Source organism: Bartonella sp. SL317 (genome assembly GCF_059687655.1).
Genome location: NZ_CM185144.1, coordinates 1,484,910 through 1,502,099 on the forward strand (window position 1 = coordinate 1,484,910; position 17,190 = coordinate 1,502,099).

The 17,190-nt window shown below is 38.2% G+C and carries 17 protein-coding genes; 8 read left to right on the top strand and 9 right to left on the bottom strand.

From position 1 onward, the window contains the following. Positions 1-3: 3 nt before the first annotated feature. The 3 genes from AC6ER9_RS06190 (at position 4) to AC6ER9_RS06200 (ending at position 2,710) form a co-directional block, all read left to right on the top strand. Complete coding sequence (locus tag AC6ER9_RS06190; RefSeq protein ID WP_497073921.1) at positions 4-1,260, top strand: cytochrome b; 1,257 nt, start codon at positions 4-6, stop codon at positions 1,258-1,260. Next, positions 1,254-2,159: a cytochrome c1 gene (locus AC6ER9_RS06195; RefSeq protein ID WP_497073922.1), complete on the top strand. Its 906-nt coding sequence runs from the start codon at positions 1,254-1,256 to the stop codon at positions 2,157-2,159. The genes AC6ER9_RS06190 and AC6ER9_RS06195 overlap by 7 nt, the downstream gene beginning before the upstream one ends. 110 nt (positions 2,160-2,269) lie before the next feature. Further along, on the top strand, positions 2,270-2,710 hold the full coding sequence (locus AC6ER9_RS06200) for a PRC-barrel domain-containing protein (RefSeq protein ID WP_497073923.1): 441 nt from the start codon (positions 2,270-2,272) through the stop codon (positions 2,708-2,710). 157 nt (positions 2,711-2,867) lie between these two features. Here AC6ER9_RS06200 and ychF read toward each other — a convergent pair whose 3' ends face one another. Next, positions 2,868-3,971, bottom strand: coding sequence for a redox-regulated ATPase YchF (gene ychF, locus AC6ER9_RS06205; protein ID WP_497073924.1), 1,104 nt, complete (start codon positions 3,969-3,971; stop codon positions 2,868-2,870). 256 nt (positions 3,972-4,227) lie between these two features. Here ychF and AC6ER9_RS06210 point away from each other — a divergent pair, with 256 nt between their 5' ends. Continuing rightward, positions 4,228-4,971: a L,D-transpeptidase gene (locus AC6ER9_RS06210; protein ID WP_497073925.1), complete on the top strand. Its 744-nt coding sequence runs from the start codon at positions 4,228-4,230 to the stop codon at positions 4,969-4,971. Positions 4,972-5,368: 397 nt separating this feature from the next. On the opposite strand, the gene pth is transcribed toward AC6ER9_RS06210, so the two are convergent. Then, positions 5,369-5,950 carry an aminoacyl-tRNA hydrolase gene (gene pth, locus AC6ER9_RS06215; protein WP_497073926.1) on the bottom strand — a complete coding sequence of 194 codons (582 nt, stop codon included), beginning with the start codon at positions 5,948-5,950 and terminating at the stop codon, positions 5,369-5,371. 76 nt (positions 5,951-6,026) lie between these two features. Beyond that, positions 6,027-6,656 (bottom strand): 50S ribosomal protein L25/general stress protein Ctc, encoded by a 630-nt coding sequence (locus AC6ER9_RS06220; RefSeq protein WP_497073927.1) that lies wholly within the window; start codon positions 6,654-6,656, stop codon positions 6,027-6,029. A gap of 287 nt (positions 6,657-6,943) precedes the next feature. Here AC6ER9_RS06220 and AC6ER9_RS06225 point away from each other — a divergent pair, with 287 nt between their 5' ends. Continuing rightward, on the top strand, positions 6,944-8,449 hold the full coding sequence (locus tag AC6ER9_RS06225) for a helicase HerA domain-containing protein (RefSeq protein ID WP_497073928.1): 1,506 nt from the start codon (positions 6,944-6,946) through the stop codon (positions 8,447-8,449). Here AC6ER9_RS06225 and AC6ER9_RS06230 read toward each other — a convergent pair. The 4 genes from AC6ER9_RS06230 to lgt form a co-directional block, all read right to left on the bottom strand. Then, positions 8,446-9,378 carry a ribose-phosphate pyrophosphokinase gene (locus tag AC6ER9_RS06230; RefSeq protein WP_497073929.1) on the bottom strand — a complete coding sequence of 311 codons (933 nt, stop codon included), beginning with the start codon at positions 9,376-9,378 and terminating at the stop codon, positions 8,446-8,448. The two genes, AC6ER9_RS06225 and AC6ER9_RS06230, sit on opposite strands and share 4 nt — an antisense overlap. Positions 9,379-9,994: 616 nt before the next feature. After that, complete coding sequence (pgeF, locus tag AC6ER9_RS06235; protein WP_497073930.1) at positions 9,995-10,777, bottom strand: peptidoglycan editing factor PgeF; 783 nt, start codon at positions 10,775-10,777, stop codon at positions 9,995-9,997. A gap of 104 nt (positions 10,778-10,881) precedes the next feature. Further along, positions 10,882-11,961, bottom strand: coding sequence for a class I SAM-dependent methyltransferase (locus AC6ER9_RS06240; RefSeq protein ID WP_497073931.1), 1,080 nt, complete (start codon positions 11,959-11,961; stop codon positions 10,882-10,884). Continuing rightward, the gene (gene lgt / locus AC6ER9_RS06245; protein ID WP_497073932.1) at positions 11,936-12,814 is read right to left on the bottom strand and encodes a prolipoprotein diacylglyceryl transferase; all 879 of its coding nucleotides are present in this window, start codon (positions 12,812-12,814) and stop codon (positions 11,936-11,938) included. Before lgt ends, AC6ER9_RS06240 begins: the two co-directional genes overlap by 26 nt. Positions 12,815-13,109: 295 nt before the next feature. On the opposite strand from lgt, the gene AC6ER9_RS06250 reads away from it, so the two are divergent. Continuing rightward, positions 13,110-13,382 (top strand): accessory factor UbiK family protein, encoded by a 273-nt coding sequence (locus AC6ER9_RS06250; protein WP_497073933.1) that lies wholly within the window; start codon positions 13,110-13,112, stop codon positions 13,380-13,382. Positions 13,383-13,765: 383 nt separating this feature from the next. After that, a complete protein-coding gene (locus tag AC6ER9_RS06255) occupies positions 13,766-14,266 on the top strand; it encodes a type III secretion system chaperone family protein (protein ID WP_497075293.1) in 501 nt (166 codons plus the stop codon). A 46-nt stretch (positions 14,267-14,312) separates the two neighbouring features. Here the strand turns inward: AC6ER9_RS06255 and AC6ER9_RS06260 are convergent, their stop codons facing one another. Both AC6ER9_RS06260 and AC6ER9_RS06265 read right to left on the bottom strand, forming a co-directional pair. Next, on the bottom strand, positions 14,313-15,653 hold the full coding sequence (locus AC6ER9_RS06260; RefSeq protein WP_497073934.1) for an ATP-binding protein: 1,341 nt from the start codon (positions 15,651-15,653) through the stop codon (positions 14,313-14,315). Between the two features lie 8 nt (positions 15,654-15,661). Then, positions 15,662-16,366: a response regulator gene (locus AC6ER9_RS06265; RefSeq protein ID WP_497073935.1), complete on the bottom strand. Its 705-nt coding sequence runs from the start codon at positions 16,364-16,366 to the stop codon at positions 15,662-15,664. Positions 16,367-16,493: 127 nt separating this feature from the next. On the opposite strand from AC6ER9_RS06265, the gene AC6ER9_RS06270 reads away from it, so the two are divergent. Further along, the gene (locus AC6ER9_RS06270; protein ID WP_497073936.1) at positions 16,494-17,144 is read left to right on the top strand and encodes an MBL fold metallo-hydrolase; all 651 of its coding nucleotides are present in this window, start codon (positions 16,494-16,496) and stop codon (positions 17,142-17,144) included. Positions 17,145-17,190 lie beyond the last annotated feature (46 nt).

The following is a 17,190-nucleotide window of genomic DNA, read 5'->3' on the forward strand; positions in this document are numbered from 1 at the left end:
GTTATGACAAGGTTTCCTCCCTATTGTCCTAAAAATGCTCTTTCCCGTTGGTTGGATAAGCGTTTGCCTCTTCCCCGTTTTTTTTATAATGCATTTGTGATTTTCCCTATTCCGCGTAATCTTAATTACTTTTATACATTTGGCGGTATTTTGACCATTATGCTTTTATCACAGCTTTTGACTGGTCTTGTCCTGTCATTGCATTATGTTCCAGATATTCATTTGGCTTTTGAAACGGGTGAACGATTTCGACGTGAAGGGCAGTTTGGTTGGCTTTTTCGTCCATGGCATAGTGTAGGCTCTTCGTTTTTTTTTATTGCCGTTTATATCCATTTGGCACGCGGACTTTATTATGGTTCTTATAAAAATATGCGAGAAATGGTGTGGGTCACAGGAATTTTTATTTATATCATCATGATGGCAATCGCATTTTTTGGTTATGTGCTTGTTTGGGGGATGATGTCTATTTCAGCAGCTTCGGTGATGGCAGGGCTCTTAAAAACAATCCCTTTGGTGGGGACATGGTTGCATGAAATACTCCTTGGTGGTTATGGTGTAGGACAACCAACATTGAATCGTTTTTATGTTTTCCATTATGTTTTATCCTTTGTTTTGCTTCTTTTTGTGGGGCTTCATATTTGGGCAATCCACTGTGTTGGGCAAGGAAATCCAACGGGTCTTGCTGTGCAATCAGATAAAGAAACAGTTCCGTTTTCACCCTATGCGCTTATCAAAGATATTTTTGCCATTACTGTTTTTTTGATCTTTTTTGCTTGGTTTTTGTTTTATATGCCCGATTATATGGGACAGGCTGAAAATTATAATGTGGCCGATCCTTTAAAGGCACCGCTTCGTGTGGTCCCAGAATGGTATTTCTTGCCTTTTTATGCAATACTGCGTGCTATAACTTTTGATATTGGTATTTTTTCTTCAACTTTTGTAGGTTTTGTTCTCTTCATCAGTTCGATTTGTGTTTTAATTTTTGTTCCATGGTTAGATCGCTCTAAAATATGTTCAGCAAGGTATCGGCCTGTTTATAAAATTTTCTTTTGGGCGTTGGTTTTTGATGTTGTTTTTCTTGGTTGGCTGGGGTCAAGAGAAATAAGTGACGCAATTCTTTTATGGACGCAATTGGCTACGGTTTATTATTTTATATTCTTTTTGGTTATTCTGCCGACTTTGCCAGCATTTGAAAAAAGTCCTCCTCTTCCATCGTCAATTATGCAAGATCTAAAACAGAAAAAAAAGAGACTATGGTAAATGTTTTTGTAGGATTGATTGTTATTATTGCTATGAACTTTTCTGTTCAGAGTTTAGCGAGTGATGTCTCTGATCGATCCGATCAAGAAGAGGAATTTATTTCTTTTCCTCTACAGATTCCTAAAAAACAAGAATGGAGTTTTTCAGGTCCATTTGGATTCTATGATAAGGCGCAATTGCGACGTGGATTAAAGGTTTATAAACAAGTTTGCTCCAGCTGCCATGGGCTAAAATATGTGTCTTTTCGTCATTTAAAGGCTCTTGGCTATGATCAAGAACAGATTAAAGCTTTGGCGGCACAATATGAAGTGCGCGATGGTCCTAATCGAGAAGGAAAATTTTTTAAACGTCCTGGGGGTGCAACGGATTATTTTCCTTCTCCCTTTTTGCGTGAAGAAGAAGCAAGATTTGCTTTAAATGGTGCTTATCCTCCAGATTTATCATTGATGGCACGTGCACGAGGCATATCTTTGCCATTTCCTGCTTTAATTACCGATGTATTGACTCATTATGATACGGCTGGTCCAGATTATATTACAGCTCTTTTAACAGGATATCAGGAGGCGCCAAAGAATATAAAAATTGCGGATGGTTATTGGTATAATCCTTATTTTATTGCCAGTAACGCTTTAACTATGGCACCTCCTTTAAGTGATGGTGAGGTTGCTTATGAAGATGGAACCCCAGAAACTGTTGAACATTACGCGCGCGATGTTTCTGCTTTTTTGATGTGGGCTGCTGATCCTCATATGGAAATTCGTAAAAAAACCGGTTTTCGTGTTATTTTATTTTTAATCATTTTTGCAGGGCTCGTTTATAGCTTAAAAAATCGTATTTGGTGTGATTTAGAGGAAGAGTTTGAGAAAAAAACAAAAGACGGAATAGAGAAAAAAGGATAAAGTGACTGTTCTTGAAAGATGAGAGAGTATGAAGGGTATAAGGAACAAATCTATTTATGATGCATTGAGCTTTTGTAAAGTAAAAGCAAAGTAAAAACGGAGATGTTAAAATGAAAAAAACTGTATGTACTACTCTTATGTCAATTTTGATGGTTTCTAGTACTTATGCTCAGTCTTTTGAAATGCCTTCTAAACCTGAAGTGATTTCTTCGACGGGTATTGTGCAGGTGGCGATCGATAAGTCTGTACGTTATGTGACACCATTAGCAACGGATTTTGTTGCTTCCAGCCTTATAGGTGCCGAGGTTTATAATATAGAAGATGAAAATATTGGTGAAGTAAAAGATATTATTTTACGTGAAAATAATATTGCGGGGTTTGTGATTGCTGTTGGCGGTTTCCTTGGCATAGGGAAGAGTTATGTGGTTGTTTCTCCAGAAACAATACAGATGACAAATGATTATGGTAAGTGGAAACTTATTACAAACGCAACAAAGGATTCCCTAAAGAATGCTCCAACATTTAAATACGAAGGTCGTTGGGCACGCTAACCTTATCTTTCTATTTTTTAATGAATAAAGAGGTTGCTATCATCATAATATGATAGCAACTATTCTTTGTTCACGAGCAGTTTAGGAGTTCTTACAACAATTGTCTATCGACTTACGACAAAATCTTCAAGATAAAATATTCAGGAAGAGTGAAGATTTAAGTATTATGTTTAAATAACATGATATCGCCATCTTGCACAATGTATTCTTTTCCTTCATCACGGGCTTTGCCTGCCTCTTTTGCGCCGCTTTCTCCCCCTAGAGTAATATAATCATTGTAGCTGATGGTTTGGGCACGAATGAAGCCGCGCTCAAAATCTGAGTGAATAACGCCGGCGGCTTGGGGAGCTTTTGTGCCACGTGTAATTGTCCAAGCTCGTGTTTCTTTAGGTCCACAGGTGAAGTAAGTGATAAGATCAAGCAAATGATAACCAGCGCGAATGAGGCGATTTAAACTTGGTTCAAAGAGTCCTAGAGCATCGAGATATTCTGATGCTTCAGCTTCACTCAATTGTGTGATTTCCGCTTCGATAGAAGCAGAAATGATAATGCTTTGCGCATTTTGCTTTGTTGCCATTTTTTCAACGGTTTGGGTAAAGTTATTTCCATGAGCAGCATCATTTTCGCTTACATTGCAAACATAAAGCACAGGCTTGGAGGTTAAAAGATTTAAACTCTTCAGAATGTGGTGTTCATCTAAAGAGATATCTTTGAGTAATAACCGGACAGGATTTCCCTTTTGCAAGATATTTAATGCTTTTTCCATAACGGGTAAAATTGTAAGAGCTTCTTTGTCTTTTCCAGTTGCTCGTTTACGGATTTGTACGATTCGTCTCTCTAGACTTTCCAGATCTGCCAGCATGAGTTCAGTTTCAACCGTTGTGGCATCAGAAATAGGATCAATACGTCCTTCCACATGGGTAATATCGTCATCTTGAAAACAGCGCAAAACGTGGATAATGGCATCGACTTCGCGAATATTGGCTAAAAATTTGTTCCCTAAACCTTCACCTTTTGAAGCACCTCTTACAAGCCCTGCAATATCAACAAAGTTAATACGTGTAGGAATCAATTCTTTCGAACCAGCAATTGATGCAATTTTTTCCATTCGCACATCTGGAACAGCAACTTCACCGGTATTCGGTTCAATAGTACAAAAAGGATAATTAGCAGCCTGTGCAGTGGCTGTTTTTGTTAATGCATTAAAAAGAGTTGATTTCCCAACATTAGGTAATCCGACAATACCGCATTTAAAGCCCATGAGAGTCTTTCTTTTCTGTTGATTTTATGGACGAAAATAAAACTTCGTTTTTATAGCATATTTTCAAAAGAGTTATAGTCTTGTATTACGATAAGTGAGAAAAAAGTCTACAGCAATGAATAATCTGCTTTTTTAACTTTTAAAGTTTTTCTTAATCTTAGATAATTTAAGAAAACTTCGAGTTAATGTTAATAGTGTGCTAAGTTTTTCATGGTAGGCAAATTTGCATAAACAATGAATCGGAGAAAATAGAAGAGTGTTATCTCGTTGTGCCTTTTTAATTGCAGCACTTTTAGCTTTGTCTGGATGTGCTACACATCAATTAGATCTGTCATCGGCTTCTGTTCAACAAGCTCGATACATTCCACCAGAAATACAGGCTTTGTACGGTCCTGTGACCAATGAAACTTATCCGTTACCTGCTATTGATCTTGCGACAATTGATCCAAAGTTTTGGCGACAAGAAGTGATTTATTATACATCTTATCCCCCTGGAACATTGGTTATTGATACACAAGAATGTTTTCTTTACCTTATTGGTGAAAATGGAAAAGCTTTACGCTATGGGATTGGAGTGGGTAAAGAAGGTTTAGCATTTGAAGGAGAGGGGGTTGTACAGCGCAAGCGTCAGTGGCCAAGTTGGGTTCCTACTGCAGCCATGATGGCTCGAGAGCCAGAACGTTATGGTCATTTGGGGAAAGGAATGCCACCAGGACCTGATAATCCATTGGGTGCGCGAGCACTTTATCTTTTCAAAAATGGAAAAGACACACTTTTCCGTATTCATGGTTCACACGAATCTTGGTCCATTGGGCAAGCTATTTCAAGCGGATGTATTCGTTTGCTTAATCAAGATATTATCGATCTTTATGATCGTGTTCCCATTGGTTCGCGTGTTGTAGTCTTGCAAAAAAATGAGAGGACGCCTAGAGTTTACAGTCAACAATCAAAAGGGTACGATCCGCTGCAGTCAACCATTCAACCAAATGATTTTTATTAACTTTAGAGAGAAGATTGGAGCAAGCCACTTGAATGCTTTGGTTTGCTGTTCAATCTTCTTTTTCTTCCAAAAGAGAGAATAAACCTCTCTTTTTTAAAAATGTATACAAGTATCATTATTCCATTTATCAGCTTCCCATGTTGTCAAAAGCTTTTTCCTTTGAGAAGATTCATTAAGAGATGTTTTCTTTCTCTTTTCGAGAGTTTTTATCAATGATGTCTTCCAACTTGTAAGGTGTAAATCAAAGGGCTTGATTTTTCTATGATTAATAGATTTGTATAAATCTTATGATATTCGATTTTTTATTCAATTTATAAAAATAGTGTTTATAAATCAATACATTATATAAATTCTATAGAAAAGAGCTTATTTTCTACCGATGAGAGAAAATAAGCGATTAGGGTAAATTCTTGTTTTTTATTATTTGTAAAATTTCATGCATAAAGAAGGATTGATCACCTTTTATGAGAAGAGCAATATTTTTTGCAATTGCTTCTAAGAGAGGGGACAACCATTCTTGATCGGATTTGGTAAAATTTCCTAAAACATGTTGATGAACGAGTTCTTTTCTTCTCGGATGACCAATTCCTATACGTAGACGACAATAATCAGTGCCACAATGGGCATCAATAGACTTAATACCATTATGTCCATTACTTCCACCTCCGATTTTTACACGAACTTTTCCCGGAGACAGATCTAATTCGTCATAAATAACGATTAAATTTTTCAAATCTAATTTATAAAATCGCAAAGCTTCACCAATAGCTTGACCAGAAAGATTCATGAAAGTTTGCGGTTTTATAAGAAAAACTTTCTCATTATTTATGAAACCATTGGAGATCTCTGCTTGAAACTTCTTTGACCATTGAGAAAAAGGAAAAGACTGATAAATGGCATCGACAGCCATAAAACCGATATTATGGCGGTTATTTTGATATTGTAAACTAGGATTGCCAAGACCAGCAATAAGCCACATGTGTACCTTTATTCAAAGTATGAGGGAGGGAAATATCTCATAAATAAAGGCGGGAAATATTCCCGCCTGTTGATTTTTATGAAGTTTGTGTATCGTCTTCATCATTTTCTTGTTCAGGAGTTTCATCACTGATCTCCAAGGTAGCAGGAGCTGCAATGGTTGCAATGGTAAAATCTCGATCTTGAATGATAGGCGTCACATCTTTTGGTAGTTGTACGGCTGAAATGTGAATAGAATCACCAATAGAGTAGCTGGAGAGATCAATTTCAATGGCTTCAGGAATAGCATTTGCTGGAGCTGTACATTCAATTTCGTGCCGAACAATATTGAGGACACCACCCTTTTTAATTCCAGGTGCTGTATCTTCATTGAGGAAGTGTACAGGAATATTGACTTCCACAACCGATTTTGCTGAAATGCGCAAGAAATCGACATGGAGGGGAAAGTCACGCACAGGGTCTAATTGATAATCTTTTGGCAAGACCATAATTTTTTGCTTATCTAGGATAATTGTTGCAACAGTAGTACGAAAACCACCGGCGTGAATTTTATAAAAAATTTCCTTATAGGGAACTGTTATTGCCAAAGGAGGTTGTTTTTCACCATAAATGACAGCAGGAATAAGACCGTTGCGGCGAAGTTCACGGGAGGACCCCTTACCAACCCGCTCGCGTTTTTCGGCCTTAAGAGTGTAGCTTTTACTCATAATTTAAGTCCTTATTTACATGATTGGAGATCCTTCAAAAACAATAACAGTTTTTGCATGGATATGAAGATATTTACTGATAAACAGCAATTGCTCCATTCTGCGTTGCCTCCAAGGGTGTCTACGCAGAAGTCTGTTCTATAATTCAAACTATTCATAGATGCAAGAGTTGTGGGAAAAATCGATGATTTCTACCGTTAAAAAGGAGGAAATGTTACAAATTGCGGTGCGGATGGAGAATCAACCAATAGGCGCTGATATGTTTAAAATTAAACACTGGAGATGTTATGAAGGTTGATATTGCCTTGGGTGAGATGTCAGAAAGTCGTGCTTTGCATAAATCGATGCCAGCACTTCTTGATCTGGAAGAATTATTGGCGACACGTCTTCTTGTACAAGGAAATTCCGGTTCAGGAAAATCACATCTTTTACGCCGTCTTTTAGAGCAAAGTGCTCAGTGGGTACAGCATTGTGTGATTGATCCAGAAGGCGATTTTGTAACTTTGGCAGATAAGTTTGGTCATGTTATTGTAGAGGCTCAACGCAGCGAATTAGAGTTAACGCGTATTGCACATCGCATTCGACAACATCGGGTTTCGGTGGTGTTTAATCTTGAAGGGTTGGATACTGAACAACAGATGCGTGCTGTGGGGGCTTTTCTTGGAGCACTTTTTGATGTGGAACGTGATTATTGGTATCCTATGCTTGTTGTTGTTGATGAAGCACAATTGTTTGCTCCAACTGCGGCAGGAGAAGTTTCTGATGAAGCACGTAAAATTTCTCTGAGTGCTATGACCAATCTTATGTGTCGAGGACGGAAACGGGGGCTTGCTGGTGTTATTGCAACACAACGTTTAGCTAAGCTTGCCAAAAATGTTGCTGCTGAAGCTTCAAATTTTTTAATAGGGCGGACTTTTCTAGATATCGACATGGTGCGTGCCGCTGATCTTTTGGGAATGGAGCGTCGTCAAGCGGAAATATTTAGAGACCTTGAGCGGGGACATTTTATTGCTTTAGGCCCTGCTTTATCACGGCGCCCCTTACCAATTATCATTGGTTCGGTTGAAACTTTGGCACGCTCTTCTAGTCCTAAATTAATGCCACTTCCAACAGAGCGGGATGATATAGATGTACAAGAACTCGTTTTTACGGCTTCACCAGAGGAAATTTTAACGCCATTTAAACAAACACGAGAGCCGGTGAGAGAAAAATCAATGCACGAGATGTTAGAAGAAGTCGTGCATAAAAAACAAGAAATATTGGAAGAAAACCCAAGCTTATTTCCTGAACTTTCTGATGTTGAGCGTGACAGTCAAGCAGAACAAGTTATTCGGGAAATTCTGGAGGATCCTGAGGCTTTTTATCGTTCAACAGCGGTACTTTATCAAGATTTTTCAGTTCGTTGCCGTATCCATGGTATGTCAAAGGTTCCTTTTAATCTTTCACAATTTCGGCGTAAATTGGCTATTGCGCAAGCTTTTGTTGATGAACAAACCGCTGTCAGTGAACATTGGAAACATATTTTGCAGATATCAGAAAGCTTGGAAGATGATGTTCAAGGAGTTTTCTTGAATGTGGCACAGGCTGCATTAGGCGGAAAGCCGTGCCCATCCGATGCATTTTTGGCCCGTCTTTATGGGACACATTCTTTAAGCCGTGCACGTCGACTTTTAACCTATTTCGAAGAGCGTGGACTCATTGTTATTCATACGCATTTTAGTGGACAACGTATTGTTGCATTTCCCAACCTTGGTGTCGAAACAGCACCGGGAGATCCTAAGGAACCACTTTAACCAAATAAGCTGGAAACGGATTGCTCTGCTGCTGTTCTGGCGATTGCTTCTCCAATGAGATCAGCAATGGGCAAAACGCGAATATTATGGGCTTTCTCAATGGCCCCTGTTGGCATAATTGAATCTGTAATAACCAGTTCTTTCATTTCTGAATGGGTAATGCGCTCAATAGCATTACCAGAAAGAACACCGTGGGTGATATAGGCTGTAACACTATTGGCACCATGTTTAAGCAAAGCACTTGCTGCATTGCATAAAGTTCCCCCTGAATCAACAATATCATCCAGCAAAAGACAATCTTTTCCCGATACATCTCCAATAATATTCATAACTTCTGATTCACCAGGGCGTTCGCGACGTTTATCAACAATAGCAAGTAAACTGTTCAAGCGCTTAGCGAGCGCGCGCGCGCGGACCACCCCTCCCACATCCGGTGAAACAACAATAACATTTTCAAGAGAATAATGCACTTTGACATCGCGAGCAATGACAGGAACAGCATAAAGATTATCTGTGGGGATATCGAAAAAACCTTGAATTTGTCCTGCATGAAGATCCAATGTTAGAACCCGATGGGCGCCTGCTTCAGTAATGAGGTTAGCAACAAGTTTTGCAGAAATAGGAGTCCGTGGTCCAGGTTTTCTATCTTGGCGGGCATAGCCAAAATAAGGAATAACCGCTGTAATACGACGCGCAGAAGAACGACGAAGGGCATCAATCATGATAAGCAGTTCCATCAAATGATCATTTGCCGGATAAGATGTGGATTGCAAAACAAAAACATCTTGTCCACGTACATTTTCATGTAACTCTACGAAAATTTCTTGATCAGCAAAACGCTTTACAGTTGCTCTTCCTAGGGGAATATTTAAATAATTTGTAACATCTTCGGCTAGGCGTGGATTAGAATTTCCGCAGAAAAGTTTCATAGTAGGACCTCTGAATAATCATGGTGAGAATGCGACACGGTTTTTAATTTCTTTTTACTAAATTGCAAGAAAACAATTACAAAAGCCTTACAATTTTATTGATTACTATTAAAGAACTATGCGGTGTGCTTTCTCTTTTTCCAAAATTTTTGTTCTTTGTAGAGTTAATTCTTGAAATTGTAACAAAAAACAAAGGATGTGATTTAATTGGTACGGATGAGAATGTGCGATAGAGAATGATTTATTTATTTTATTTTTTGGTTGTAGGTTTCTGGAACATATATTTGTTGTAAAAAGAGGGAGAGGTTGTGAGGATTTTTTTTATTTTAAAATGTTCATTCAATATTGATTGGCTTTTTCTAGAGTTGTTTATAAAAAACAGTTCTTAAATGAACAATATCTCATGTTTAAGGCAAAGGACAGGGCATATCCAGATAATTATTTTGTTAGAAATCATGATAATCAAATAGTAAAAAGGGGGTAATTATTTTATAATAGCTACAGTTTTCGTACTTTATGAAGCCGATGAGAGTTTTGTGAAAGAGCCATAATACACAGGAACTTACTTATTTCTTTGCTGTTTTGATCTTTTTATGAATGAAGAAATATTTATCTTTTATTGCAGCATAATAGCAGACATTTGCCGTCCATAATCAGGCTCATCGCGGTGTGTTGCACGTCGATAAGAAAAAAAACGCTGTTCATCTTGGTAGGTACAAAGCTCTACACAAGAAGCATTAACCCCTGCTTCTTTAAGTTGATTGATAATAAATGCCCACAGATTAAAGTAAAAATGATTGACTTTTTCTGTTTTTAAAAAGTATTTGTAAAATTTGCTATGAGAATCAATAAATTGGTTGTAAAATTCACCTGTTACTTCATAGTGACAAGGGCCAATACAAGGTCCAAGCACTGCTGTTATTGATTGTCTTTTAGCGCCTTGTTGTTCCATAACAGCAAGTGTTTTCTCGATAATTCCATTTAAGCTTCCGCGCCAGCCAGCATGCGTTGCAGCGATGACTCCAGCTTGTGGATCAGCAAATAGAATGGGGCCACAATCTGCTGTAAGAACCCCAATAGCAAGTTTTGGGGTGGTCGTAACAAGAGCATCTGCTTGAGGAAGATCTCCGACAATTGCTTGATCAACGACGACAACGTTACAGGAATGTATTTGATTAACTGTGACAAGATTGTGTGCCTCAATAGCAAAATAATCAGCGATCAAAAGACGGTTGTGCGCAATATGGTCAGGATGATCATTTGAACTTTTTCCAACATTAAGACTATGATAAAGTTTTTTTGAAATACCACCTTGACGTGTAAAAAATCCATGTTTTATTCCATAAAGGCGTAAAGTAGAAAGATCTTTTGCAAGGATAGGATGAAGGACAGGTTTCATAAAAGTTCCTTGATGGGGATTATTAGAAGTAGGGGAGGGAGACACTCATCTTTGTCAATAAATATTCCAAATAATAATGAATTTATTACCACAATTGCCGATCATCAAAATTGAGGAGGTATCGATATATTTTTATCGCTGACATGTAAAACTTTAAATAATGTGCCCATTTGATCTGGACCAGTGAGCCGTTCGATATCTTGGCAGATTTTTTCTTGCAAGGGAGTACTTTTGCCCATTCCAAGCTGTTTTGCACGTTCTAAAATTCCCATTTTAAAAAGAAAGTCTCTTTGGTCTAAGATTTCAGAAAAACAGCCTTTTTCAAGAGCTATGTTTTTTAAAAAAGAAAAATCAACATGGGATGTTAAATCATGTTCACCAGGAGCATCAAAAATATTGCGAAATTGATGTTTTGAGAGTGCTTGCAGGGTATCGCCAAAAGCAAGGTCACAAGCACCATAGTCGATGAGCAAAGCAGAACCTGACATTTGTATTAAATGTTGGCTGATTTGTTGCATGAATTGATGTCGTAAGGGGGCATGTTCAAAAATTGTTCCATCAGGAACTTTAGAACAATGGATTTGTAAACAAGAAGAGGGAAGTTTATGTGGAGCAGCAATAAAGATAAGATCTCCATCTTGATTGACAGTAATGCAGCGTTCTTTCCATTCTCCATTGACTTTAATATATTGGTTTATGGGGAGGGCATCAAGGAATTCATTAGCAATAAGAAAGAGAGGTTTTAAAGGAATTTGATTAAAATTTTCAATGTGATGGATTTTTTTTTGATAAGAGCAAAGGCGCTTTTTTTGTTCTTTTGCAAGTTGTTGGCTTATTTCAACCAGAAAAATTTCAGCCGCATTAAATGCTGTTATAGAGAGTTTTTGGATGGTTCGCAAAATGTCATCCATCAAAGTTCCACGTCCTGGGCCTATTTCAGCAAGAATAAAAGGATTAGGACACCCTTGGGCTTTCCAGCTTGCAAGAGTCCAAATGCCAATCATCTCTCCGAATAATTGGCTTACTTCAGGGGCTGTAATGAAATCACCAGCACGCCCAAAAGGTGTTTGTGTTTTATAATAACCATATTGAGGGTCGCTAAGTGCTAACGTCATATATCGGCTAACAGTGATTGGTCCATTAAGGGCAATAATTTCTTTAATTTTTTCTTTGAGATTGGCCATTTTCTGTCGATTTATATTTAAAGGCGTAGAGAAGAAGATAAAATCCTAAAAGAAGCATAGGAAGAGATAAAGCCATGCCATAGGTAAAACCAGTAGAATGAAAAAGCGTCGAAAACCATTCTGGATCTTCTTGAGGTGCACGGTAAACTTCAGCAATACTGCGTGCTATTGCATAGCCTATAATAAATATTCCTGCTACAGTCCCAGGGCGTTTTAATGATTTGAAAACAAAAATAAAAAGACATAAAATGATGAAGAGAAGGAATCCCTCCATGAAGGCTTCGTAAAGTTGGCTTGGATGGCGTGGTAGATAATAAGGATCAAGAGGAAAACAAACAGCCCAAGAATGTGTGGTAATATTGCCCCATAACTCTTGGTTGATAAAGTTGCAGATTCGTACAATGCCAATACCAATAGGAGCCCCTGCAGCAATGATATCAAACATGGATCGTATGTTGATATGATTTTTACGGGCAAACCAGATCATTGCAATGGTAATGCCAATGAGCCCGCCATGAAAGGACATTCCCCCATCCCATACGGCGATAATGGCACTTGGATGATTAAAATAGTAAATTGGATCCCATACAAGGACTTGTCCTAAACGCCCTCCGACAACAACACTTATAGCAGACCACACAACAAAATCTCCAATCTTCTCTTTATCCATAGGAGGATGATTTTTATCCCATAGAGATGTTTTGTTTAATAACTTCTGTGCATACCACCAAGCAAAAAGAATACCCACGACGTAACCAAGTCCATACCAATGGAGAGCTATAGGACCTAGCTGGACAATGACAGGATCAAGAAAAGACGGAAAAGCAATGGCAGGACAAGACAGATTATTCATGAATTAAGCACTTTACATGATATGAAATGGATATGAAGTGACTCTGATGATCAGAAATGACAGATGAAGGCATAATGGTCAAGTCAAGAGAGAGGCAAGTCAGAAAGGTAAAGAGGTTTCCACTGGTTTATCATTGTAAAAAAATTACAAATAATAAAAGGGATAAAGTTTTAAACAAAATCATCATGAAAAGTCCGCACAGCAAAAATAGGATAAAAGGAACAAATTACAGTATCTTAATGTTATGAAAATACGCTATAATGCGTGTGTCAATAATTATTTAAGGAAGATTTTTATGCGTAATGGATCAAACCGTATTCTTGATGAATTAGCCAAATTAGCAACGGATGCTGCTGACGTTGCGCAAGGTATACGACGTGAAGCTGGAACAGCTTTTCGTGGGCAGGCCGAAAAGATAGCAAACAAACTTGATCTTGTTTCTCGCGAAGAATTTGAAGCCTTTAAGGAGTTAGTGCTGAAAGTTCATGCTGATAATGTTGATTTGAAAAGGCGCCTTGATGATTTGGAAAAAGATGATTTAAAAAAAACGCAGATACGAAAAAAGTAAAATAGTTTCTTTAAAAAGGGGTTCTCAAAAAATATCCCCAATTTTTCAATATGAGGCGTGAAACTAAAAAATGCTTAATCTTGAGTCTGTTAGAGGTGAGCATTTGTTTATTCTTGGTAAAAATACATTTTTTGAATCAAGGGGGGCTGGCGCTATAAAATTGTATCAATACACTGAAAAGGCTTGGTGATTCGTTTTATGATTATCAGGTTGCCCTCAAAGCACGCGCTTCCAAGAGTGTGGTGGTTTCTAGGTGTTTGTGTATTGTCGATGTCTTTAATGTGTATTTGTTTGGTGTAAAAGTTTTGATTGTAGCAAAATATTGTTACAGTTCAGGTATTTTATATTTTGTTGACGATGTTTTAAGATGATTGAGGATTATGATGAGGCTTGCATTTTGCGCCACAGAGAGAAAAGAGCATCCCGTTGACTTTATTGAACAGATTGCTTGCGAATATGATTGGTCGTTTGAGCGGGATGCGCAAGATGAAATTAGCGTTTGTGTGGAAGGAAAACGAGCAAATTATCGTCTTGCTTTTTCATGGATGGAAGAGCAGGAGGCGCTTCATTTGGCATGTTCATTTGATCTTTCTATTGAAAATGCTCGAACAACTGAAATACAGCGTTTATTGCTCGCGATTAATGAAAAATTGTTGTTGGGACATTTTGATTACTGGCAAAGGAATAATTCGGTTATTTATCGACAAGGTCTTCTTTTGGCTGGTGGGGTGCATCCATCTCATATACAGGTTGAAACCTTGTTGATACACGCACTTAAAGTCTGTGAAAGCCATTATGTTGCCTTTCAAATGGTCGCTTTATCAGGAGAAAGCGCTTACAATGCACTGCAATACACTTTATTTGAAACTGTAGGGAATGCCTAAAAGATCAAATCTGTTATTTTTTACAGATAGGTTGCTGAAATATTGCTCATAGGGGGATATCGAGAATGGCGCGTAAGCCCCCCAGAGGGCTCTCATCTAGTTGTATATTACCACCATGGCTGCGTGCTATGTCTTGAGCAATAGAAAGGCCAAGTCCTGTTCCACTTTCATCTTGATTTCGTGCTGTATCAATTCTGAAGAATGGTTTAAAAACTTCTGCTCGCATGTCTTTATGAATTCCAGGTCCATCATCATCGATGATCAATATAAAGGATTCTTGTTGAGAGTGAGCTGTTAGTTTAACGGTTGTACCGTAACAAAATGCATTGGAGACAAGATTGCTGACCAAGCGTGTAAAAGCCCAAGGGCGTACTTGTATCTCTGTAGGGCCTTCAATGATGTAGGAAAATTGACGTTTGTGAAGATGAGCATCGGCAGAAAATTTTTGCATAAGAGCATTGAGGTCAAAGGTTTTGACATTTTCACTTCCTTCACCACGGGCAAAAGCAAGATAACCTTCTAACATATTTTGCATATCACTTACATCTTGCTCAAGTGGTTTAATATCAAAATCAGTATTTGCTAATGCTAATTGAAGTTTAAAACGTGTAAGAATAGTTCTTAAATCATGGCTTACACCTGAGAGCATCATGGTGCGTTGTTCTATCTGGCGTTCAATCCGTTCGCGCATGCGTAAAAAAGCAATGCCAGCACGACGAACTTCATCAGCTCCTTGTGGTTGAAATCCTTTTGGTAAGGGACGTCCACGTCCAAAACTTTCAGCCGCTTCAGCAAGTTGTTGAATGGGTTTTATTTGGTTGCGCAAGAAATAAATTGCTATCAGTAATAAAACAAGAGCAGTTCCTACCATCCAGCTTAAAAAAATAGCAGTATTGGAAGCATAAGCTTGACTACGTGGTGCAAAGACGCGCAAGATGCTGTGACCAAGGTGAATACGAATTTCAACAAGATCAGAATCCCCTACGGTATCAATCCAGAAGGGACGATTGATTTGGCGGGTGATCTCTTCACTGAGAAAATAATCAAGAATTGCAAAAAATGGCTTAGGTCCTGGAAGAGGAAGAGGGGCAGGGGAGAGAATAGAAATATTGAGTCCCATACGTTTTTGTGCAATACGTTTGATATCTTCATAGTTATCTTTCTGCGGATATGTTTCAATAATATCAATAATGGCAGCAATATCATGTACAATAGCTATTGAAAGACGCTCAGTTACCATTTGCCAATGACGTTCCATAAAGACATAAGCAATGACCGTTTGCAGAAGCACCATGGGAGCGATAATAATGATCAAAGAGCGAGCATAAAGCCGTTTAGGCATTTTTTTCGTTAACCATCGAAAAAAAAATCTTAAAGGTTTGATCATTCTGGCGCCTATTCAATTGAGAGTTTATACCCTATTCCTCGCACAGTTTGGAGCCATATAGGCAGTGCTGGATTTTTTTCGATCTTACGACGAAGGCGGTTGATTTGTACATCAATGGCACGTTCACTGATCGTATTTTCATCCATTGCAAATTGATGACGCGGAATAATGTCACCAGCATTTTCAGCAAAAATGACCATCATTTTTTGTTCTTTATCGGTTAATTTAATAATTTCTCCTCCCCTTTTAAGTTCACGCCGTGAAATTGAAAAGATATAAGGACCAAAAACGATTTGCTCGATTTTAGGTTGGGAAAGGGAAAAACCGCGTCGTAAAATGGCGTTGATGCGAAGGAGAAGTTCACGAGGATCAAACGGTTTGGCAAGATAATCGTCTGCGCCGGCCTCTAATCCACAGATACGACTGTCTGTTTCTGATAAAGCTGTTAGCATGAGGATAGGAACATCTTTTGTTTGGCGGAGAAAGTGGGTAAGACTAATACCATTTTCACCGGGCATCATGACATCAACGATAAGAAGATCAAAATCTAAACTTGCCAATAGTCGTCTTGCTTGATTGGCATTAGCTGAAATGGTAACACGAAATCCACTTTTAATGAGAAACTGAAATAAAAGATTGCGAATACGTGTATCGTCATCAATCACAAGAAGGTGAGGGGCATCATCACACAAAACTTGAACGTGATTGGTCATTCTTCAAAACCCTTAAACTATTTTTTCAAAAGATTTAACTTTACATAAGTTGCATAAAACTGTCGAGCAGGCTATCCTATAGAATGTTTCTTGTAATCTTGAAAAATTTATTTTTGAAAAGGGTTTCATGAGTCATTTTAGTACATATATTATTCCGGTTACATCTTTTCAGCAAAATTGCACTTTGCTTTTTGATGAGGAACAAAAAGGTGGCGTTTTAGTGGATCCTGGTGGGGATTGGCTTCGAATTCAAGAAGCCATTAAAGAAAAGGGTGTTACCGTTGAAGCGATTTGGATAACACATGGTCATTTTGATCATGTGGGGGCAGCGATGCAAGCAAAAGAGGCTCTTGGCGTTAAAATTATCGGTTCACATTGTGATGATAAGCCTGTGATGGATGCTGTGGTTGAGAGTGCAAGAAGCTATGGTATCACGGATGTTTCTGTTTGTATTCCTGATCAATGGTTAGAAGATGGCGATAGCGTTCATTTTGCTGAACATGTATTCCAAGTTTTTCATACACCAGGGCATTCTCCTGGTCATGTGATTTATTTTAATGAAAAGGAACGTTTTGCCTTATTGGGTGATGTTCTCTTTCGTGGTTCTATCGGACGTACCGACTTTCCTTTTTGTTCTCACGAAAAATTGATGCAATCACTTCGAGAAAAAGTTTTGCCCTTAGGGGATGATGTTCGTTTTATCTGTGGGCATGGTCCTAGAAGTCATATAGGCTATGAGCGTCAGTGGAATCCTTTCCTTCAAGAGTTCAACATATAACCCAAAAACGCTTTCAAGCGTTTTTGGGATTATTTAATTTTTTTCA